The sequence below is a fragment of the Paenibacillus sp. FSL L8-0708 genome (assembly GCF_038009325.1).
In the GTDB taxonomy this organism is placed as follows: domain Bacteria; phylum Bacillota; class Bacilli; order Paenibacillales; family Paenibacillaceae; genus Paenibacillus_AQ; species Paenibacillus_AQ odorifer.
In genome coordinates, this window is the sequence record NZ_JBBPBC010000001.1 from 7,600,549 (window position 1) to 7,622,090 (window position 21,542).

Here is a 21,542-nt window from a genome sequence, read left to right on the forward strand (position 1 = left end):
ATTTTTGATACGGTTCACAGTATTTTAATTGCCTCAATACAAAGCTCGATCCTCACTTCATTTCCGACTATAATTCCACCCGTTTCCAGAGGCGAGTTGAATTTCAATCCAAATTCATTACGATCAATACTGGCTGTTGAGTGAAATCCTACACGTTCCCGTCCGCGGGGGTCCTTGTTTAGTCCTTCAAAAACAGTATGAAAAGTAACAGATTGGGTTACTCCATGCAGAGTTAGATTGCCTGTAAGTTCATATTGCCGCTCACCAGCAAAGACACAGTTGGTGCTTTGAAATGCAATGGTTGGATACTTGGCAGCATGAAGGAAGTCGTCGCCCCTCAAATGTTCATCTCGTTGCGCTTGGCGAGTTGTGATACTATTTGCGTCTATGGAAGCCTGAATGCCCATGGTCGTTAACTCGTTGGGATCAAAACTTAAAATCGCCTGGAAACGCTCAAATACTCCTTTGATTTTATTAATCATTAAATGGGTCACCGAAAACTCGACGGAGCTGTGGTCCGGATCCACTTCCCATTTGATATTACTCATGAATAGATTCCACCTCTATAATAAGATTATGAGCAAGGTCACCCTATATCCAAAACAATGCGCTACTCGCTATACACCTAATATACAAAAACGCTACTGACAACGTTGTGTCAGTAGCGTTTTAGCATTTTTGCGGCTTCCTCGTAAATCCGATTTCAGAATGGTTCCCCATTGAATCCGTAATTCCTTTTACCCGAATATCCACCATCGCAATAAACATCGAACTGTGTGTGAACAGTCATAATCTGCAACTAGTCGAATCTTTGCAGCGATTCAAATAAACGCCTTAAGTTATTCAATAAGCTGTTTTTTTCCTCCAGAGTCCAGTCATCCAAAGCTTCATGCAAAATTCGTTCACGGGTGAGGCTAATCATTGCATTGATTTCCTCCCCGCTTTTCGTCAATTCAGACACACGAATGCGGGAATCTGAACTTGATGGATACGTATGAACCAACCCGGCATTTTCTAACTTATCGATTTGCCGGCTAACACTCGAATAGTTTTTACCCATCATTGCGGCCAAATCACCAACACTAGTCGGTTGGAGATGCACGATGCCCACAAAGACACGAAAGGTTGCTGCCTCCAAATTGACGCCAGCATTAGCAATCATCTTCTTATCGCGGTCTGGTCTATTGATAATGGAAACTAAATCGATCAGCGCTTTAAAAATATCGTTTTCCATTTTATTTCACCCTTACAACAGGACGAGGCATTAGCGGGGCATTCCAAGCCTCTTCAATATCTTCTAGAGCGAACTCTTTTGTGGTAATTTTTATCTTCCCCACGGCAGCCATTTCAAATACACCTCTAACAGCGGATAGCATATCAGCTTTGGAAACACTCTTATCTCCGCTACCTACGAGTTCGATTGTTGATGAGCGTAAAAGAGATGAAGGTAAATGAATGCTTTCTTGGCCAGATGAAGTTCCAATGCTTACAAAACGGGTTGAACGATCCGTTTTCGTCTTAGCAAGAGCTGACATGATGGCGAGTGCGCTGTCGCCCCAAAGATAATCCAATATAACATCAACACCTTCAGCAATAACTGGCATTAAGGCGTTTTCAAACATTTTTTGACCGTTGTCGGCTGTCATATCAAATGCAAGGCCCTCATCAGCTTCAAGTGCTTGCAACTTTGATTCGTTGCGTCCTGTTACAATGACCTTCTTGGCCCCCAGACCCTTAGCAATCTGAACTGCTAAACTACCGGATGTACCAGTAGCGCCATTAATCAATACAGTTTGACCGGATTTAAAATCAGCTCGAAATACCAATGCAGCCCATGACGACATAGCAGGGTTGGCGATAGCGGCAGCAGTGAGATCATCAATACCATCTGGTAAACGGACAGTCAGCTTTTCGTTGACAATTGTTTGCTCAGCCAAACTGCCATATGGTGCAGTAGGCAGCGCAAAGTAAACACGAGACCCATCTTTCAAAGTTCCTACACCGTCGATACCGGCTACAATTGGAAAGTTATCTTCAGAAGAATAGTGCATACCCATTGAACGGAACTTGCTAACTCGACTCAAGGCCGTTGCCGTAACGTTAATTATAACTAGCCCCTCTGTCCCAACGGGGGAATCAAAATGACCCATTACGGGAATCGTCCCCTTATCCTTTACGATTGCTGCCTTCATATTTACACCCTTCTTCCATCCCATATTATGTGCATATTGCACATAATAAAGTATAACATAAATTATGTGCAATATGCACATTTTATTCGGAATCCATCTCCATCTTGTCGGTCTCATGAAGTGGGATAAAATCGAGGCAGTTCTGGTAGATAACCCCCCCAATCATTGAGGGAATGCATCACATTAGCCTTAGAGTGGGTATCAGAGATAGCTCGTTGAACAGCCCATACACCGCGCAAGCCCATTAGCTTATTTCCAAAAAAAACGACTGGTCAGGTTCCCCTAATCCAGCCGTTTTTTGATTATTTTAATATTACATTATCGATTAGTATCAGTTGAACCATACCTAAGTCGAGCAGAGGGTTATGATAGCGATTTAATATTTCATCGTATAATTCTTCACATGCACTAAGATTTTACAATGATAAGCTTATAATGTATGCCTTATGACACTTTAGGAGGTAATATAATGAACAAGTACGACGAAGCCATGAAGCTGCTGGAAGAACAAGCGGGTAACAAGGACGCCCTGCTCTCTCTGTCTACCATCGCGCTGGAACCGGGGGCCAATGGCAAAAGCCGTCCCGCCGCCCGTATTGTGGACGCCTATTATGAGGACGGTGCGTTCTACACCGTCACTTATGCGACCTCAGGCAAGATGCAGCAGATCGCCCAAAACCCCGAAGTCGCCGTTTGTATCATCGTCGAAAACTTTACGGCCGATGGTATCGGTGAAAACCTGGGCTGGGTATGTGACGAGAAAAACGCGGAGATGATGACAAAGCTACGCACAATATTCGCCGAGTGGTATAACGAAGCCAATAACGACGAAGATCCTAACACATGCCTGCTGCGCATTCGCCTGACAAAAGGCCTGTGGAATGACGCCCATAAAGGGATCAGAAATGAGATTGATTTTATCAATAAGACGGCAAATTAAGTGGTCTATGTGGTTTCTATAATTGGATTAATGTGAGGTAGAAATTTGATAACAGACAATTTTAGCTCAAAGGGAGTGTCCGCAGACTCCCTTTTTTTCGCCGTTATTTATGATACGGTTCCCATAAACTTCTTATAATATTACACCGTATGTTGCGAGTTTGCAGGTCTCCGCCTGGAGTAAATACTGGTAGAGCAGATCTGTTTTGCTCATCTCCGCCTGCCGCTGTGTCTGTCTTGCCTTATCCAATTCACTGAGCGATAATCTGCCTTTTGTATATAGCAGGTTGGCGTCCTCGGCACGCTGGACAGCGCCTTGTTCCTCATCCATTGCGTCCTGCAATTGATAATATAACGCGGTCAGCTTTGCCTTCTGATCGGCCCATCTATTCTCCAGCCTAGACCATATGGCATCTCTTTGACTAACAGCATTAGACCAAAGCACCGTATAGTAGTGCTTCAACTCCGTTCCAGGGTCTGTTAGGCTGGTCAGGTTATCCTTGGCAAGCTTTATCTTCGCATCCGCTTCTTGAATTTCATAATTGCGAGATAAGTCTACAGTCTGCTCGTAATCAGTTAGTTGGGGAGTTGCAATTGTAATATTCTCAATCTCAATTGAGGTATTCAGGTCCAGCTTTAACTCTCGTGCCAACTGCGCCAACTGTGTTTTATAGCCTCTAACCTGAGAATCCAGCTTGCTTTGCTGAATACGCTGTTGCCGTTGCACCTGATCCCATTCACTCTTGGATGTCCTTCCAGCACGAAACAAGATCTGGGCATCCGAAGCTAGTGTGCTGGAATGAGCATACAAATTTTGTTGATAGGCGATTTGGGATGATAGAGCCGCTAATTGAATATATTGCTGTCTAACGGCATAGATTACAAGTTGTTGTGTCTTCTTGAGAGCAAGTTCTGCCAGTTCGTTATCATAGACCAAACTTCTAAGTTGAGCCTCGTAGGTTTGCAATTGCTTGTCTTTCACCTGCTGATTGTAGCTGCTTTGCATTTGGGACTGGAGCCCGATCCACTGGTTAATCGAACTATTAATGGCAATTTGCAACCCAATTGCTTGAAGAATCTGTTGCTGTTCCTCTTCACCTAATTGATTGAATTCCGGGATTTGCTGTAAAAAATCAGTTGTGTTTACTGGAAGATGACCCGGATTCACAGAAACGCTGCTAGACTCCAGTTCCTTTTTCTCCGAAGCTATATAAGCAGTATTAGCACTGCTCTCCGTAACCTTACCCTTAGCCTGCTGGATATCATCAATGTTTGTAAGAGCTATTTGAACCGCTTCCTCCATCGAAAGCTTCCTTACAGAAGACGACGAAATTGTATCATCTGCATAAGCAAATGGCACCCAGAGTACCAACCATAATCCTAGATATATAAAGATTAATTGAGTTTTTTTCAAGAATTCCATCCATGAACCCTCTCTATTCCTTGAGGTTGATCTTCTCCAGTACAAAGTCGAGAATGCGTTTGGAGTCGGTAATAATATAAGCCTCGGCGCTCATTCCCAGGCGGATTTCACCCTGTTCTCCTCGGCGATCGACTAAACTCTTGCCCGATAACGCTGCCTCCACTAGATAATAGCTGCGGCCGTCCTGCTGAACAACAGAATCACTGGCGATCGAGGTAACGGTTCCGTTCAAAGACCCATAACTCTGCTTGGGAAATGCAGCAAAATTAAAGTGGACCTTGTCACCGAGCTTAATCTGTCCTGCAGCGGAATTAGGAACGGCCAAGCTCATTTTATACATGGACTCGTTAGCCGGAATGATTGCAAGCAAGGCTTCGCCCGTCTGGATTACATCCCCTACGTTGACTTCTTTAAGAATGTTTAGCGTGCCGTCAATAGGGGCAAAAAGAATGCGGTTACTTTTCTCCAGCTTAAGTTGCTGAATGTTGTTTTGCAACAACTTCGAGTTGGCCTGCTCCTCTTCGATTGAGCTGCCGATCTGAACAATCCGGTCAGCCTTCAATTTATTCAGGGCTGTCTGCTCCACAGATCGTCCAAGTTCTTTACTGTTCTCCAAATCCTCAAGTTCTTGGATCAGCTTGTCCTGCTGCAATCGGGTTCCTTCCGCCTCTGAGTACCGGGCAGACGCTTGCCGGATCAGCGTTTCCAGATCGGTATGCAACTCTTTCAGCTGATTGCTCGCATCGGATACATTAGCGGCAATACCAGAAAGAGTCTCTTCTCTGAACTGCTCAACCTGAGCGGCCGACGTACCGGCCTCTCTCCACGCATTTTCAAGCTCTACCTGCGATACAAGCCTGTCGCCGAGTTCCTGCAAGCTATGATAGTCCGCTTCCTTTTCCTCAGCTACTTTCTTTAACTGTCCATACTTGGTCTCGTAAGCCGCATATTGTTGACTGTGTTTGCTATCGGCGGAAGCAGGCATGCTTCGATTCTCAGCTACAGAATACTGAAGAAGCTTCTCCTGCTCAAGCTCGGTTTGAAGCAATCCGAGCTTGCGTTTTAAATCGACTTGCTGCTCTGTAAGCTTGGATTGATTGACCTCCAGATCGTTCTTTAGCAACGCCTGTGAACCCATATTGTCATGAATGGCCGAGGCGATCTCTTGTGATGATGCAGACTGGCTCTGCTGAAGCCGCTGATTTTCCAGTAAAAATTGCTCTACCTCATCATAATATACCACTTCGTCCGGCAGTGTCTTCGAAAACTCGTTATGAAGCGAGGCTACACTATTCCGGTACCGCTTTAGCAGCGATAGCCTGCGATTGCTTTTCTCCAGCAGCCCGGTTTGAGAAGCCAATTGCAGATCCAGATCCTTGGTATCCATCGCTATCAGCTCTGTACCTTTTTGTACGGTCATTCCTTCTCTGACTTTAACAGCGGTCACTTTCCCCATTGATGCGGTCTGCACAGTGCTGACCTTCTCGTTAGGCCGAACTATTGCAGCCGCCTTAGAAGTTATGTCAATTTCTCCATAATAGGACCAGATGGCTGCCGCACCCAGCAACACTAGCAAAAAGAGCAAAAATCCTGATATAAAGGGATGTGTCTTAGCTTCAAGCAGTTCGCGGCTGTCCGTCATTTCGCTTAATTCAGTTAACTTAACCTGCACCATTTATCGTTCACCCGGTCTTCCCGCATACGCAAATTGCTCCTCATCCTCAGGCAGTTGATCCTTCCAAAGACTGTAGTATTTCCCTCTTTGGTTCTGTAACTGCTGATGACTTCCGGATTCGATGACATGTCCCTTCTCCATGACGTAAATCCGGTCGCATCGCATAATTGTGCTCAGCCTGTGGGCGATAATAACCATACTCATATCTTCCAGACAGTTAATTGTGTCCGAGACGGCTCGTTCTGTGGTAGAATCCAGATTGCTCGTAGCCTCATCCAGAATTAAAATATCCGGCTTCCGCAGCAGCGCTCGGGCAATGGCCAGCCGCTGTCTCTGGCCTCCCGACAGATTAGCACCGTTCTCTTCCAGCATGGTTTGATACCGAAGCGGGAATTGATTAACAAAATCATGTGCCTGAGCCATTTGACATGCTGCTGCAATCTCCTCCAAGGTATAATCTACTACAGCTCCCAGACATAAGTTCTCACGGATAGTTCCGCTGAAGAAAAAGGTATCCTGAGAGATGTAAGAGATCCGGTCCCGCAGACTGTCTAAATGAATATCTTTAATATTATAGTTTCCAATAAGAATATCGCCATTCTCATGCGAATAGAACTGCATCAGCAGCTTGATGAGGGTGGTCTTGCCTGATCCGCTCTCGCCGACCAAGGCAATCTTCTCCCCTTGATTGATCGTCAAATGAATATTATCTAGAATCAGAGCACGGGTTCCATAACGAAAAGAGACTCCTCTAAATTCAATATCCCCTTTTAAAACCGCAGGCCGCATCTTTTGCTCCTCATTCGCCTGTTTTTCCGCCTCAAGGTCTAGAATCTCGCTCAATCGGTCGGCTGCTACCATCGCCGTTTGAAGAGTCGGTTGCAAATTGATTAAATTCTGAATGGGTTCCAGAAAGTAAGCCAGCAATGAATTGTAAGCGATCAATTGTCCAATGGAGAGATTACCCTTAATGACTTGAATGGCGCCCACCCAAAGAATTATAACGCCTCCAATTAACTGAACAGTCGCCTTGAGCGAACCCTGAATATTATTAAAAAGTCCCAGCCGGAAAACGGATTTCAACAAGCTGACAAATTTACGTTCTGTTTCAAATCCTGATTGCCCTTCGGCGCGGTATGCTTTTACTGTCTCAATGCCTTCAATTGATTCTACAATATAAGAGGTCAACTGCGAGTTGTTCTCCATCTGCTCACGGTTCAGCCGATCAAAAGGCTTATGAAACCCCCATACCAGCAGGAGATAAAACGGGATCATTAATAAAGTGACACCGAATAATAATCCGCTTTGGGTATAGAGAATGGCTCCGCCGGCAATTACCATGATTGTATCAATCATTACGGTGAGCGTTGCGCTGGAGATAGCATCCCGAACCTTGGATGCATCCATCAGCCTTGAAATAATCTCACCGGTTTTACGTGCACCGAAAAAACTCATCGGCAGCTTCAGGACATGATGATAGTAACCGAGGATCAAGGAAATATCGAGCTTTTGGCTCAGCGTTAGAAGAATATGGTTCCGGAAGGCACTCAAAATCACTTTAAATATGTAAAGTGCAATTACTCCAATAGAAACAATATGTAGGGTCTTGGTGAGGCTATATGGGAGAATTTCGTCGATAAGTAGCTGAAAGTAAAATGCTGATAGAATCCCCAGGATGGTAAAGAGCATAGAAGACAAAAATATACCGCCCAACATGCGCCGCTGCGGTATCAATAGACCGAAGAAGCGGGAAAACAATCCCTTTGTTTGATCTCCTCTTTTAAATTGGGGAGTCGGTACCATCAATATGAGAACGCCGGTCCACATTTGAAAAAACTCATCAGGCTTGAGTCTGACAATTCCTTTACTCGGGTCAGCTAGTATAATCTCTGTTCGGGTAACCTTGTGAATCACTACATAGTGTAGGAGTGTACTGTCAACTACCACATGAGCAATTGCTGGCAGAGGAAATTCACCAAAAAAAGATTCCTGACTTCCCTTAACGGCCTTAACAGTAAAACCAAGCTGCTCAGCAGCTTTAACTAAACCGTAGGCACTTGTTCCCTGATTATCGGTGCCCGCTGCTTCCCGCACTCTGGAAATCGGAATTTTTAAACCGTACTGCTTGCAAATAGTAGCCAGACAGGCTGCGCCGCAGTCCTTGATATCATGTTGTTTAATGCAGATCAGTTTTTTAAACAGATAAACCCCCGCCTAGAGCAATAATATGATTTTTATGTAACTGGACTGTGTGGTAGTGGAGCTTTCCCGCTATTTGGATGCGAAGCCTGAGTTTGTTGGCACTCCCTAGTTTAACTTTTATTTCACACTATTATTTTTAATGTTTTTCATTTCTATTGTATAAGCAACAACTTGAATTATAAACGCAACTGAAATTACAATAAGCAATATCCCAACTACAGGCAATTTATTATTTAAGTAGTTGATTCCTGATGTAATAATACATAGTATAGAAAAGAGCAGAGAAACTCTTAAAGTTTTAATTTTTTTCGCCATTATATTCATCACCTCCTAAAACTTAGGATTTTAATCACTCACAGACTAATTAATGTTAAAAAAAATTTGTGCAAGAAGGCATCTTTACCTTCTTGCACACAAACATATTAAAAAGTTTATTTCCAGTTTGACGAAATACTGGCAATACCTCCACCAACAGCTCCTATTCCAATTGATATCGCTGCTGCTCCTGCAAATTTGCTTGCCATTGTAGGTTCAGGGACGGCTAAAGCTGCTATTCCTCCAACTATTCCAGCTACACCACTAACTACCTCAGCTACGCCACCAATTATTCCCCAAACACCGCCTGCATTTATTTCGGACAATGCAGATTCATTTAGTTCAAAAAAACCATGGGAAATAGAGAGTTCCATTTTTTACTCCTCCTTATTCAAATTATTTTTTTGTACCATAATCTAACATATATGCACCTGATGATACCATAGCAGCTGATGCACTAATACCTGCTGCTACTCCTATCACAGGCGTACCCACAACGCTACCGCCAATCCCCGCAAGTACGCCCACAAGAGGAGCAGCTCCAATAGCGATGGCTCCCGCTGCCCCTACAAGGGCTTGCCAAACACCTCCGCCATCTACAAACATCAATTCATCATTTGTTAACTCAATAAAATTATTATTCTTAAGAATCAGTGCGCTTGTCATTATTAATCCTCCTTTACTATTTTTACTTCATTTATGTATTTCAACTGTAATCCTGATACATAGACTAGTACTATGAAGCAAAAAATTACAGCTAAAATCGTCATTTATACGATTGATGGATTTACTCCTACATAAACATCCACAATCATATCATCCATGGATTGCCCCGGGTTTAAGTCAACAACATTTACATTATAAGCTGCTGTTATCGGTTGCAGTCCCTTCTCACTAATATACTGATTTAATTCGTTATATGTATTCTGTAACGTATTGGGATTGCCTTCATGTCTAGCATAAACTGCATTTATGAGGTGAAAGACATCTTTAAATTTATATTTACCATACAAATTTGCAGGCTTATCTATTGGAACCAAAATCTCTGTATCTAATAGTGGCTGTTCATTTGATTGCTCAATTGCAAAGGTAGCAGTTACAATGGGACCATTTTTTTTAAAACTGTTTTGCTCAAGGAATTCACCAATACTCATCATTTCCTGTTGTATTTCTTGTTGAGTCATTTTCTTTCTCAAAGACAACACATTCTCAATTTTAAATTCTTTTCCTATTTCTAATATTTTCATATGCAAATTTATTCTCCCTTCAATGAAGAATCGAGTTTTGGCAAGTCATCCAACCTATCGTTTGCCAATAAATCATCAAATTTAAGCAATATATAAAATTTCTGTATAATTGTCGTTGAACGAACACCGCTGTGGAGACATCATAATTAGATCAAAGCCTATCAGCCTTCTACCTTCTTCACTCGAAACCACATATAACTCTTTTTTCAACTTATAGAAACATTTTACTAACCTCTAGGTTTTTTGTTAACTACCCCAAAGGGTAGGTTTCTAGAGTCATGTAATTGCCCGGGTGAACTATACTGCTAAACGACGTCAAGCCAGGTTAACTCTTATCAATTCCAGAAAACATTACTTTCTTCACAAACTCAACCTGATGGTTAACCCCTACCTTCTCATAAATATGTTTCACATGAAAACGGACCGTTTCCTGAGAGATAGTAAGCATTTGGGCAATCGCTGAACGGCTGTGGCCTTCCAGCCAGCAATAAGCAACTTCCTTTTCCTTATTTGTCAAATGAAAGTCCTCGAAATTCCGATTGATTCGTTTCTTTTGCGCAATGGGATTCATCCAATCCAAACGCTCCTCTATATTGCGTACGATCTTCTCCACCAACAGTACTGCAAAGATCACATCTTCTACTGAATCAAAGGACATATTTAAATAACCGAGAACTTTCCCCTCTGATTGAATAGGGGTACAGATGGAGGACCACGAGAAAAACAACTCGAGGCTATGCTCTTCCCCTTTTACTACTGTAGTACTTCCAGATTCCATCGCTATAGAAATAGCATTGATTCCTAAATCCTTCATAGCAAAATGTGTTCCAGGTGCTATATAATGCTCCTTCAACTGATTCAATTGTTTAGAAGAAGCAAATAATTGCAGGCACATCCCTTCATCATCTGCCAATAGAAACAAATGAGGCGGGGCAACAGAGGTACTTATGCTTTCTAGTTCCGTTTGCGTCACATGTACCAAATTGCCGTGCTTCGCTAGTTTGCGGCTCAGTTCCCGCCCTGCTGTTTTGGTTCTGGGGGACACTGGGCTACGCTTTGACTCTTGAAAGACACGATCCCACTGTGTCTGTTCCCGCTTTGAATACTCTTGAATTGATATCCAAGATCTAGGGACAATTGGACTTTCACGAAACAAATTCATGTTGAACACTTCCCTAATTATGAAATGTTTTCTTCACCCATTCTTTCAGATTTTCCATTCCAGATTTTCTATAATTTTCATCCTCTCCCTATTTGCTCAGCCACCTCAGGCGTTCTAAACTCTTCCAGAATGACCCCAAATTACTCTACCGTGAAAAACCTTTATTGGGATATGATGGAAGTTACTAAAAAGCGTTTTTTTCACATTTATCTGCTATATTACAGATTTTATATAAATTACTACAACTATAGGAAATGAAATTGGCTAACGGCGAAAATCCAACTTTTTGCAATCCGACGAAGATTGTGTTATACGCTGACTCTAATACAGTCAAGCAACCGAGTCCAAATCCCCTGCGATTTATGGAACTATCCACGACTGCACAAAAAAACATCCCGTCAGCTTCCGGGCATTTTTGCCTACAGATTTTAGGAGGGGATAGTCTGGTAAGCCAGGTAAGATCATCTCATTTTTTAATTGGTTTACCGTAATGTATCCAAGCACAAAGTTCAACTCGACCACAAAATATACATTTCCATGTAAAACAACGCCACCCCCGACACAAGGGGTGGCTTCTTATGTGCTCGGCACTTTGGGGTTGCTCATTATGCTTAGCCAACTCAAAGCGAGAGAACGCCGCAATGATGTAAGACATACCAGGCAAATGAGAGCCGTGCGTGAACATAATAGATTGGAAAAATCGAAGTTTAATTCGCATAAAAAACGTCCTAATCATGGAAAATTACTAAAGTGGAATAGCAAGGTTGGATGCCCCTCGATTACCTTAAAATAATACGACTGCATGATTATATTGAATAGACCCGAGTTTAGCCCTAAAGAATTGGGCATGCAAAAGACTGGAAGAAAGCAATAAAAGGTCAGAAGTTTAAACATTATCCTGAGTCACTAAAGGCGAGATTGTGGGGTTCCCATATCAGCAGATGTAATGACAATCCACTTGTATTAGATACATTTAAAAAGGCCTTTGAAACGCATAAAGACGTGACTGGACTGATCGTTCACAGCGATCAGGGATACCAGTACACGTCCCATGCATACCACGACATGCTGCCACAGATTGGAGCCCAAATCAGCATGTCACGCCGAGGCATTTATTATGACAACGCCTCAATCGAGAGCCTCTTCTCTCATCTGAAAGTCAAAGCACTCTTTTGTGGCTCCCCTTTCGTGGGAGTTTCCATGAAGAGTTCAATACATAGGATTCGTTGTATAGATGTGTCCAATTTATACTAATGGATGTGGTACATAAAGTTCTTCTAAACTGGTAATTTCTTCAGGTGTCAATTTAACTGACAACGCCGAAACGGCATCTTCGAGATGGCTGGTCTTGGTCGAACCGATAATTGGGGCGGTGATCTCTTCTTTTTGCAGCAACCATGCAAGAGCAACTTGTGCGCGTGGAATTCCTTGGTTAGCAGCGACTTCCGCAACTCTCTCTGCTACTTTACGATCAGCTTCTTCCGTTTTAATAAACAACGTTTTAGCTATCTGGTCATTCTCGGATCGTGAGGTCTGATCATTCCAATCCCTAGTTAACCGGCCTGCAGCCAAAGGCAGGTAAGGAGTGACGCCAACTCCCTCGTCTCTGCAAAGGGGGAGCATTTCTCTTTCTTCTTCCCGGTAGAGCAGGTTTAATCTATTCTCCATAGAGACGAACCGTGTCCAACCGTTGCGCTCTGCAACATGCTGAGCTTTCGCAAACTGCCATGCCAGCATGGAAGATGCTCCGAGGTATCTGACCTTGCCCGCCTTAACTAAATCGTGAAGAGCCTCCATCGTCTCTTCAATCGGCGTATTTGGATCCCACCGATGGATCTGGTACACATCGACGTAATCTGTTCCGAGTCGTCTTAGACTGTTATCAATTTCGGTCATGATGGCCCTGCGGGAAAGTCCCATAGCATTCGGACCTTTGCGCATCGGAACAAATACCTTTGTAGCTATGACGACTTCGTCACGATGAGCGAAGTCCTTTAAGGCACGCCCGAGGATTTCTTCGCTTGTTCCGTCGGAATACATGTTGGCGGTACTGAAAAAGTTGATGCCCAATTCGAGTGCCCTTTTAATAATCAGTCTGCTTGGCTCCTCATCCAGAGACCATGGAGTATTGCCGCGTTCAGGTACGCCGAAACTCATGGTTCCAAGGCTTAACTTCGAAACCTCTAACCCGCTGCGTCCAAGCTTCACATATTCCATTTAATAACACACTCCTTATATATTTGTAGGGGAAGGCGTTACGCCTTTAGGTTTCGTGGATCTCTCGGTGATACGTCGCTCGTGATTACATTACCAAGGTAGCTGACGTCTCTCGTTTAAAAATTTGCCTGTCGGACCGTCCTTATCGAGGAGCGCAAGGCGCACGGTCGAGTTGATGCATCAACCTAAACACAATACCACTCCCTTAAGTTGACATATCAACCTATAAATACATAGTAACACCTTGTGGTTGATGCGTCAACCGTGATATTATATTCGTATGGATATAAACGAACTTAACGAAGATGAAATGCGGATATGGAATATGTGGAAAGGCTCCTTTAAACGAATCTTCGGTCGGGTTGTAAAAGAAATGTCTGAACACACAGGACTCTCAGAAGGTGATTTTGGAGTATTAGACCGGCTAGTCCAATTTGGCAATGGTAAGCTTCGCCAACAGGAATTAGCTGACTCGATGGACTGGGATAAGAGCCGACTATCACATCATCTAACGCGGATGGAAAAACGAGGTCTAGTTCTAAGAAAACCTCTAGACACAGATCGCGGTGTTCAAGTCATCATTACTTCCACCGGAAGGTCAGCCTTAGACGAAGCCCTTCCCATAGTCTCAAAGGCAATACGCAAGCATTTTCTAGATCTATTAACCGATCAAGACATTGAGTCGATTACTACACTTGCGGAAAGAACAACAACATCCTGATTACTGTTTTTGATGTAAGGAACCGGCCCCTTCCGCCAAAATAGCAGAGGGGGCATTTTCTTTCTTATCGGGCAGAGGGAAGATTCTCCGCAGGCATCCTTGTTATATGTTCCCCTTCCCGATCCGCCACGTGCTTGAACCCCGTTCTGACTATAATCCAAGTTTTTATCACTAAGACCACCAACCCAAAATGAAAGAAACTTGCCCCTACTTATGATACGGTTCACCGTAACATCTATAGAACGAAATTGAAGGCCTCACTGTTCCTTCATCCCTTAACTCTTTCGCTGTTCACTCCGCACTCTCCCCGCCCTGCGCCAATCTCTCCAAAAATCTTCTTTTACGATACAGCATCCGCGCGGCCTCGGCTGCCTCTTCCAGGGACACAAGGTAGAGCTGGGTTCAGAGATATCGTTAATTAATCTACACTACTATTCGATTTCTTCGTGATAGTTAACCTATCATGTTAGGACTACCTAAGCATCTTAACTAGAAGTTCGATGTTTTGGACCTAGTCTATCGTCCTTAAATTCGAAGGTTAATTCGATCCTAAGATTTCTACAACTAACCAATGTAGATTCAACGATAAGGGGATTTCTGCTGAAAAGCAGTCGCCTCTCCAAAAGACTTTTCCTTACTTCTGACACGTTCACTGCGATGGTTGAAGCGGCAAGTTTTAGAGCCGCCCGGTACTGGGCGGCTCTTTCTTGTTCTTTTATGTTAAGCTGAACGATTAGCAAGGAAGACAGCGTCATCCCTTTGGCTACCTACACAATCTCTTTATTAAAATGTCCTCTTGTGTCTGTTTCCTGATTAAAGACAGCATTATTCATAGAGCCATTTAATTTGCCTGACGCCATATTAATGACTTTCACAACCTGCTCTTTGGATTCAACTGTGAAGTTTAATCTGAGCGCCTCGATTCCTTTGATGTTTTGTAGCTCATCTAAAAGATTAAGCGTCTTCCCATTAAGGAGAGTCGTTGTACAATCATTATGGGAAATGATAGGGAACGTTCCGTGCTCATCTTTTAACTCATAGCTCTTCGTTTTGCAAATTCTGCATTGATTCATTTTTTTCATCGGACAATATTTTGTAAACATCAAAGGAACCTTGCCATATACAATCATTTCCAGTGCAGGATAGCCGTCATTTTCTTCATAATAGGCATTCCTTAAATCTTCAATTTGGCTCTTATTCAATTCATAAGATAAAGTGACTCGTTTTGCACCTAATTTATATAATTCATAGCAACTAGTAGCATTAACAACATTTAGAGAATAGTCCGTAACAAACGGATTCGTTTCTCTGTAGTGATAAATTCCGCCATATCCTCCGATTAGTAGCTGCCCTTCTTTTTCCTTATAACGATTCTGATTTCTTCTAACAACATTTTCATAATAGATTTCCTTAATTCCACAGCTCACGCAAGCATCATACTGCTCCTTAGTCGTTACAGAGGCCGTAAAGTATGGTTTTTCAGGGGCAAAACTTATTTTTTCTTTTGCTTCCAAAGCCTTGGTTCTTTTCTTCTGGCTGTTAAGCTTTAAGTCATATAAGCCCAGTACAATATCTCTTCTTGCTGCATTTAACAGTTTAGCTGGAATAAAAGCATTGCATTCCTCAAAATCCACATGATTAAGTTCGAATATCGTATCATTTAATCTTGAAAATTGCTTGATTACCTGGTCTTTTGTTGTTGGATTATTAATGGCTTCGCCTAGTATTTCCTCGCTTTCATATGAATAATGACAGCCTAAGCCCTCCGCATCTATGACAAGCTTTGAATCTGGACGTGCATATACTCTAATATCGAGGTTAAACCGCTTAAATTCTTTTTCCAGTGATGATTCTAATTCTTTGTTATAGAAATAATCCTTCGTTTTATATACTAAATCTCCCGTAGACATCTTTTCTTTGATTTTGATATAGCAGACATCATCTGCTTTGTTGATTAATTCGCCCTCTTTATCGTACAGTTTTGCAACCGTTAAATTAACATCTTCATTGTTGTGACTGATTCGAATGGTATCGTTCTGATTTAAAGGACGTGTAAGTGTTATTTCATACCTATCTTTAACAATCTTGCTAATTGTTCCAATTTCATAACCAAAGTGATTAGGTCTTAAAATGTTTGTAATATTTCTCCTATCTTCGTGAAACAAATATCCTTTAGTAAATGTTCGATTGAATGTTTTTTTCAGATTTTCTTTATCTACTTCGGTTATTTTATGATCTAAGGCCATGCGATATTTGGATACAACATTAGCAACATACGTAGGCACTTTCATTCGGCCTTCTATTTTTAAAGAATCGATTTCTTTTAAATCCTCGATATAGTCGATTGTGTTTAAGTCCTTGGTAGATAGAATATGGTTTTTCCCTAAAGATGTACCTGTTGTCTTATCCATGAGTTCATACTCCTTACGGCATGACCCCACACATCTTCCGCGATTTGCGCTTCGATTACCCATTAATCCTGACATTAGACAGTTTCCCGAGTAAGATACACATAAAGCACCGTGAACGAAAATTTCTAAAGGTATCTCAGCTTTTCTTTTGATCTCTTTTACTTTTTCAATCTCAACCTCACGGGACAGAACAACTCTTTTGGCACCAAGTTCTTTTAATAATAAAGTTCCGTCTAAATCGTCTATTCCCATTTGAGTTGAACAATGTGCTTCCATATCAAGAAAGTTTTTAACGATATAATCGAACGCAGTCAGATCCTGGACGATAATGCCATCCACACCGATTTTATTTAATTCGTGGATCTGCTCTTTCATCTCTTCAACTTCGTTTTCAAAAACGATGGTATTCATTGTAACATAGAGTTTAACGTCCCTCAGGTGCGCATACGTAACCGCCTCTTGTAACGATTCTAAATCAAAATTAGATGAGTATGCACGCGCACCAAATTTTTGCATTCCTAAGTATATGGCATCACAACCATTAGAAATTGCAGCTTTTAAAGCTTCCATATTTCCTGCTGGAGCTAGTAATTCAGTCATTTCTTCCTCCTTATGATCCATAAATAACGGCAATGCTAGTTTGTCCAAAGGTGTTCTTAAAAGTACATCGTCAGGTCTGCATGTTGTTGAAGAACGGTTAAAGGTCGTTTTCACGCTTTTGTTATTGCTTTTCTTAACAGCAGGTTTCCGCTTGCCGTACTGCGTTCTCTCTTCTTCTTAGTCCCCTGCTTCATCCCAGTTAAGATGGGTAATACGATAATAACTACTATAAATCCGATAAATGACGACATGGCCGCTCCCGTTTAAATTAATAAGATTATTAGAAAATTAAATTTCAGACTATTACCATTAATCATAAAATAAGAACTATACTTAAGCTGCAGCAAAACGCACAAGCCAATGGCTTGTGCGCTTGTTTTAAATGACCTCATTTGCTCTGAGGGACGTATCTCATAATAATTCTTTAAGTACATTTTTCGCCACGCGTATCTTCTCATCATTAGCGTCACGAAGCATACCTACAATATCCTGAATATCGCTCTCAGCTCCGCGCTGTCTATAACGGCAAGTTTTAAGGCCATCCTATAGTGGATGGCCTTATCTTGATTTATTCAACTACTATAGTAGTTCAGCAAAAGTATAAGCCAAAAGAGTGCTTCAGACCTACATGAAAAATTATAACTTTCTTGCCCATATAATAGCGCGATTTGTAGCTTCACCAATCGGCTCCGGAATTGGTTCAGCCGTATAATTTTGATAGGTATGCTCTATGGTAAACCCTGCATCTGATAGCCAATCGTAAACTTGCATTTGCGTAGGAATGTGCTTATACCAGCACTTGGTTATATTGATTTGCTCACCACTATTTGTGGTAAGCTCCCAATGACCAGTTCCGGTACAAATTTGGGTTATGGGGTCATACACGCTCCCATAACTAACGGTTCGACCATTCGTGCCCAATTCGTCTGTCCCTTTGAAATAGCTGCTCTCTTTCAACCTATTGAACCGGGCCGTTGGATTATTATGCAGGTCAAAATCCATATAAAGATGTCCACCCGTGCGAAGCGCCGCAGCAGCATTTTTAATAAGAGTCTTTTGTGCCTCTTTGTAATCAATTTCGCTTTCAATATTAATCAAAATATTACCTGCCATGACTACGAGATCAAAAGCAACGCCCCATACGGAAATTGCTGCATCAGCTTGGTAACAGCGTATATTTGCTAAGCCCGACATCCGGCGATAACAGTTCAGGAGCATATGTTCATCGACATCAAAGCCTGTAACGAAATGATTCGCCTTTGCAAGAGGGACACAGATCCTACCACCGCCGCAGGCGACTTCAAGTATATTTTGTGGTTGGTTGCCTGTTTGCTCTGTAAGTACTCTTAATAGAAAATCGACGTCATGTGTTTGGTTTTCGAACTTTTCATACATACTGGCATACCAATGTTTTGCGATAAAATCACTTTTCACAGATTTACCTCCAATTTTAAGGAGGGTTAAAGTATAGTCACCCTCCAAGAAATTATGCGGGCGGACAATTCTGTTGTATTAATCATCTGGCATCATCCTTTCAACATTTAACAGATAGCGGGAAAACAACAAAAAGTAATAAAACCTGTGTTTCTCCATGACTATAACTGAAAAAAAATTCACTATCAATGTAAAAATTCTTTATATCTATCCTCCCCGCCCAACAAGCTCTAACAGGCTCCTGGCGTTTCACCCCAAAAATTTCGCCCTACTTGTGATACGGTTCCCCCCGATTGATCTTCACCGCGCGATACACCTGCTCCACCAGCACCAGGCGCATGAGCTGATGAGGCAGCGTCATACGCCCGAAGCTCATGCGTTGCTGCGCGCGGCGCATGACCTCGTCGGAGAGCCCATGGCTCCCTCCGATGACGAACACGACATGGCTTGTCCCGTAGGTGCCGAGCCGGTCAATTTCTGCGGCAAGCTCTTCCGAGCTCCACAGCTTGCCGTCGATCGCGAGCGCAATGACATGCGCCTCGCTCTTAATCTGTGCGAGGATGCGTTCGCCCTCGCGTCCCTTCACCTGCACCACCTCTGCTTCGCTTAGAGAATCGGGTGCTTTTTCATCTGCCACCTCAATGACCTGAAACTTCAGGTATGGTGTCAGCCGTTTTGCATACTCCGCGATGCCATCGATCAAGTACTTTTCCTTCAATTTTCCTACGCCAATAATTTGAATAAGCATAAGTGCCTCCTGTCATAATCCTCTATAGAAATAGCAAAAGGACGCGCACTGGGCGTCCCTTGTAGTTTTAGTAAGTCCTTCTGTTCTATCACATATTTGTTGGAAAAGAAACGACAATTAAAACGGCCTACTCTTGCGCATTCTCTAAATGGCCTATTTTTTATGCAATCCCTGGATCTCCTAATCCCCAGTATTCCTAGATTGCCTGAATCTAGAATTTCATGTATTCCCCGTCCTCAGCAGGTTCAATCCCCCCTACTTACTCTCCCCCTGCTCCTCCATCACAAAATCCGGTTGCTCCCCAGCTTCATAAGCACTCAATATAGAGTCCAGCAAGCCTGGGAAACGTGCATTAAGATCCTCAGTCCGCAGGGACAACATGCGCTGTGTTCCTTGAACTCGTGTAAAAACAACCCCTGACTCGCGCAAAGTACGGGCATGGTGAGACATGGTGGATTTTGCGATAGGGACGTTGAAGCCGTTGCAAGCCTGTTCTCCATTTAAGTGAATATCCGATACGATATGTAAGCGAATCGGATCGCTGAGTGCATACAATACGGAGGCAAGCTGAATGTCCTTGCGGTCCGGATGAAATAGTATTTTCACGGATGATTATCCCCTTTTGTCGTACGATGAATGCGAAAAAAATATTGGTGTTCCTAATTGCATTTTATATCAACGCATGCTATATTTCAATTGTTCGTAAGTAATCGAACTATTAAACAATAATAAAAGGAGCGCTTCGCACATGACTTCTGTAAATAACCTCTCCGCGAATGCGGATCATGAAGCCTCCGTTCCGGAAGCGCCTCTTCCACGAGAAGGCCTACTGACCCTGCTGTTCAGTGTCGCTGTGGTTCTCGTCATCATGAATACGGCTATGTTCAATCTGGCGCTGCCTGATGTGACCGAAGCATTTGGGATTACGGCTGCGTCCGCTTCTTGGATTGTCACTGGGTATTCCATTATGTTCTCGATTGCCTCAATCACGTACAGCCGGCTTTCTGATTTTCTGCCGATTCGCCGTCTGTTGGTTATAGGCTTGTTGACGCTGGGCCTCGCGGCTGTTGCCGGCTTTTTCAGCACCAACTTTATCTTCCTGCTTATCGTTCGCATTCTCCAGGCCTCGGGCGCGGGCGCGGTAATGTCCTTATCTCTTGTCCTGTTTACCCGCTATATCCCGCAAGCCCGCCGCGGCAAAGCAATGGCGACAATTATGTCAGCCGTCTCGCTGGGTCTAGGGCTTGGGCCGGTCGCGGGCGGAGCCATCGTCGAATATCTCGGTTGGATTTGGTTATTCTCTGTAACGGCAGCTATTCTGCTTCTAGTGCCGCTGTTCCTTATTCTGCTGCCCAAAGAAGTACCCACCCGTGGCTCCTTTGATGTGCTTGGCGGGCTGTTCTTGGGCGTCGGCACGACCGGGCTGCTGCTGTTCCTGACCAGCGGGCTGTGGATTGCCTTGATCGCCGGAATTGTCGCCATTGCTTTATTTGTTGGCCGTATCCGCAGCACACCTGATCCATTCGTGATGCCGGAGCTTTTCCGTAACCGCTCATATCTCGTGTTGGCTCTGATCGGAGTTGCCTCCTACCTGTGCAGCTTTGCCACGTTATTCCTGCTGCCGCAGATTCTGACTCACCGTTTCGGCTTCAGCGCAAGCCATGCCGGGCTTGTGATCTTTCCGGGTTCGCTGCTCGCCATCTTTGTCTCCCGCTCCGTGGGACGAATCATTGACCGTTATGGCAATGCGGGGATTTTACGTTTTGCACCATTGCTCGTATTGACCGCTACCATCCTATTCGCTTTCTTTGCTGGGCGGTCATGGATTGCCGTCATGTTCATCTATATGATTATGAGTCTGGCCTTCACGACACTGTCCAGTAGTGTATCCAATGAAATCTCTCGGATTCTGCCTTCTTCGCAAATCGGCTCTGGGATGGGCCTGTTCCAGCTGCTGCAATTCTTTAGCGGCGCCTTCAGCGTAGCTATGGCCGCAAGCGCTCTGGAATGGCAGCGCGGACTGCCGCTTTCTGCAGCCTACTCCAATATCTACTGGGGACTCTCTATTGCAGCATTGATCGCCATCATCTCAGCTATTCTCTACCGCCGAGGCAACCGAAGTAGCTTGCTGACCGACATAGTAGATGCAGCAGATGCATAAGACCTAATCGGCTAACACATATATTATTTCATGCAAAAAAACACCCTGCGGCCCATTTTCGGGACTGCAAGGTGTTTTTAATAAATTTTAACAGT

21 protein-coding genes are annotated in these 21,542 nt (G+C 43.3%); 4 read left to right on the forward strand and 17 right to left on the reverse strand.

Annotation, left to right across the window (positions count from 1 at the left end):
* Positions 1 to 14: 14 nt before the first annotated feature.
* The 3 genes from NYE58_RS35555 to NYE58_RS35565 form a co-directional block, all read right to left on the reverse strand.
* Entirely contained in the window at positions 15 to 548 is a 534-nt protein-coding gene (locus NYE58_RS35555; RefSeq protein WP_076105142.1) for a YceI family protein, read from the reverse strand.
* Positions 549 to 799: 251 nt separating this feature from the next.
* Positions 800 to 1,234: a MarR family winged helix-turn-helix transcriptional regulator gene (locus tag NYE58_RS35560; protein ID WP_076276320.1), complete on the reverse strand. Its 435-nt coding sequence runs from the start codon at positions 1,232 to 1,234 to the stop codon at positions 800 to 802.
* Position 1,235: 1 nt separating this feature from the next.
* Positions 1,236 to 2,192, reverse strand: a complete 957-nt coding sequence (locus NYE58_RS35565) for a quinone oxidoreductase family protein (RefSeq protein WP_076276321.1) — start codon at positions 2,190 to 2,192, stop codon at positions 1,236 to 1,238.
* Positions 2,193 to 2,661: 469 nt separating this feature from the next.
* Here NYE58_RS35565 and NYE58_RS35570 point away from each other — a divergent pair, with 469 nt between their 5' ends.
* Complete coding sequence (locus tag NYE58_RS35570; RefSeq protein WP_076219982.1) at positions 2,662 to 3,132, forward strand: pyridoxamine 5'-phosphate oxidase family protein; 471 nt, start codon at positions 2,662 to 2,664, stop codon at positions 3,130 to 3,132.
* A gap of 132 nt (positions 3,133 to 3,264) precedes the next feature.
* Here NYE58_RS35570 and NYE58_RS35575 read toward each other — a convergent pair whose 3' ends face one another.
* The 8 genes from NYE58_RS35575 to NYE58_RS35610 all read right to left on the reverse strand — a co-directional run bounded on the left by NYE58_RS35575 (position 3,265) and on the right by NYE58_RS35610 (position 11,155).
* Entirely contained in the window at positions 3,265 to 4,554 is a 1,290-nt protein-coding gene (locus NYE58_RS35575; RefSeq protein ID WP_076276322.1) for a hypothetical protein, read from the reverse strand.
* Positions 4,555 to 4,567: 13 nt separating this feature from the next.
* Positions 4,568 to 6,229, reverse strand: coding sequence for an HlyD family efflux transporter periplasmic adaptor subunit (locus NYE58_RS35580; RefSeq protein WP_076219980.1), 1,662 nt, complete (start codon positions 6,227 to 6,229; stop codon positions 4,568 to 4,570).
* Positions 6,230 to 8,431, reverse strand: coding sequence for a peptidase domain-containing ABC transporter (locus NYE58_RS35585; protein WP_076276323.1), 2,202 nt, complete (start codon positions 8,429 to 8,431; stop codon positions 6,230 to 6,232). It abuts the gene before it with no gap.
* 117 nt (positions 8,432 to 8,548) lie between these two features.
* Positions 8,549 to 8,746: a hypothetical protein gene (locus NYE58_RS35590; RefSeq protein WP_076219978.1), complete on the reverse strand. Its 198-nt coding sequence runs from the start codon at positions 8,744 to 8,746 to the stop codon at positions 8,549 to 8,551.
* 116 nt (positions 8,747 to 8,862) lie between these two features.
* Positions 8,863 to 9,120 (reverse strand): hypothetical protein, encoded by a 258-nt coding sequence (locus tag NYE58_RS35595; RefSeq protein ID WP_076219977.1) that lies wholly within the window; start codon positions 9,118 to 9,120, stop codon positions 8,863 to 8,865.
* Positions 9,121 to 9,142: 22 nt separating this feature from the next.
* On the reverse strand, positions 9,143 to 9,412 hold the full coding sequence (locus NYE58_RS35600; protein WP_076219976.1) for a hypothetical protein: 270 nt from the start codon (positions 9,410 to 9,412) through the stop codon (positions 9,143 to 9,145).
* Positions 9,413 to 9,516: 104 nt separating this feature from the next.
* Positions 9,517 to 9,993: a hypothetical protein gene (locus NYE58_RS35605; protein ID WP_218640427.1), complete on the reverse strand. Its 477-nt coding sequence runs from the start codon at positions 9,991 to 9,993 to the stop codon at positions 9,517 to 9,519.
* Positions 9,994 to 10,318: 325 nt separating this feature from the next.
* Complete coding sequence (locus NYE58_RS35610; RefSeq protein ID WP_076219975.1) at positions 10,319 to 11,155, reverse strand: helix-turn-helix domain-containing protein; 837 nt, start codon at positions 11,153 to 11,155, stop codon at positions 10,319 to 10,321.
* 918 nt (positions 11,156 to 12,073) lie between these two features.
* On the opposite strand from NYE58_RS35610, the gene NYE58_RS35615 reads away from it, so the two are divergent.
* The gene (locus NYE58_RS35615; RefSeq protein ID WP_370511627.1) at positions 12,074 to 12,409 is read left to right on the forward strand and encodes a DDE-type integrase/transposase/recombinase; all 336 of its coding nucleotides are present in this window, start codon (positions 12,074 to 12,076) and stop codon (positions 12,407 to 12,409) included.
* Here NYE58_RS35615 and NYE58_RS35620 read toward each other — a convergent pair.
* Positions 12,401 to 13,372 carry an aldo/keto reductase gene (locus NYE58_RS35620; RefSeq protein ID WP_076220813.1) on the reverse strand — a complete coding sequence of 324 codons (972 nt, stop codon included), beginning with the start codon at positions 13,370 to 13,372 and terminating at the stop codon, positions 12,401 to 12,403. The genes NYE58_RS35615 and NYE58_RS35620 overlap by 9 nt on opposite strands.
* Before the next feature lie 280 nt (positions 13,373 to 13,652).
* On the opposite strand from NYE58_RS35620, the gene NYE58_RS35625 reads away from it, so the two are divergent.
* Complete coding sequence (locus tag NYE58_RS35625; RefSeq protein ID WP_076220814.1) at positions 13,653 to 14,093, forward strand: MarR family winged helix-turn-helix transcriptional regulator; 441 nt, start codon at positions 13,653 to 13,655, stop codon at positions 14,091 to 14,093.
* A 767-nt stretch (positions 14,094 to 14,860) separates the two neighbouring features.
* On the opposite strand, the gene NYE58_RS35630 is transcribed toward NYE58_RS35625, so the two are convergent.
* The 5 genes from NYE58_RS35630 to NYE58_RS35650 form a co-directional block, all read right to left on the reverse strand.
* A complete protein-coding gene (locus NYE58_RS35630; protein WP_076218799.1) occupies positions 14,861 to 17,104 on the reverse strand; it encodes a U32 family peptidase in 2,244 nt (747 codons plus the stop codon).
* Between the two features lie 110 nt (positions 17,105 to 17,214).
* Entirely contained in the window at positions 17,215 to 17,355 is a 141-nt protein-coding gene (locus NYE58_RS35635; protein WP_179086990.1) for a hypothetical protein, read from the reverse strand.
* Between the two features lie 385 nt (positions 17,356 to 17,740).
* Positions 17,741 to 18,538: a class I SAM-dependent methyltransferase gene (locus tag NYE58_RS35640; protein ID WP_076218800.1), complete on the reverse strand. Its 798-nt coding sequence runs from the start codon at positions 18,536 to 18,538 to the stop codon at positions 17,741 to 17,743.
* A gap of 268 nt (positions 18,539 to 18,806) precedes the next feature.
* Positions 18,807 to 19,286 (reverse strand): 23S rRNA (pseudouridine(1915)-N(3))-methyltransferase RlmH, encoded by a 480-nt coding sequence (rlmH, locus tag NYE58_RS35645; RefSeq protein WP_036677839.1) that lies wholly within the window; start codon positions 19,284 to 19,286, stop codon positions 18,807 to 18,809.
* Between the two features lie 255 nt (positions 19,287 to 19,541).
* On the reverse strand, positions 19,542 to 19,892 hold the full coding sequence (locus NYE58_RS35650) for an ArsR/SmtB family transcription factor (protein ID WP_076276325.1): 351 nt from the start codon (positions 19,890 to 19,892) through the stop codon (positions 19,542 to 19,544).
* Positions 19,893 to 20,034: 142 nt separating this feature from the next.
* On the opposite strand from NYE58_RS35650, the gene NYE58_RS35655 reads away from it, so the two are divergent.
* Positions 20,035 to 21,447, forward strand: a complete 1,413-nt coding sequence (locus NYE58_RS35655; protein ID WP_081387431.1) for an MFS transporter — start codon at positions 20,035 to 20,037, stop codon at positions 21,445 to 21,447.
* Positions 21,448 to 21,542 lie beyond the last annotated feature (95 nt).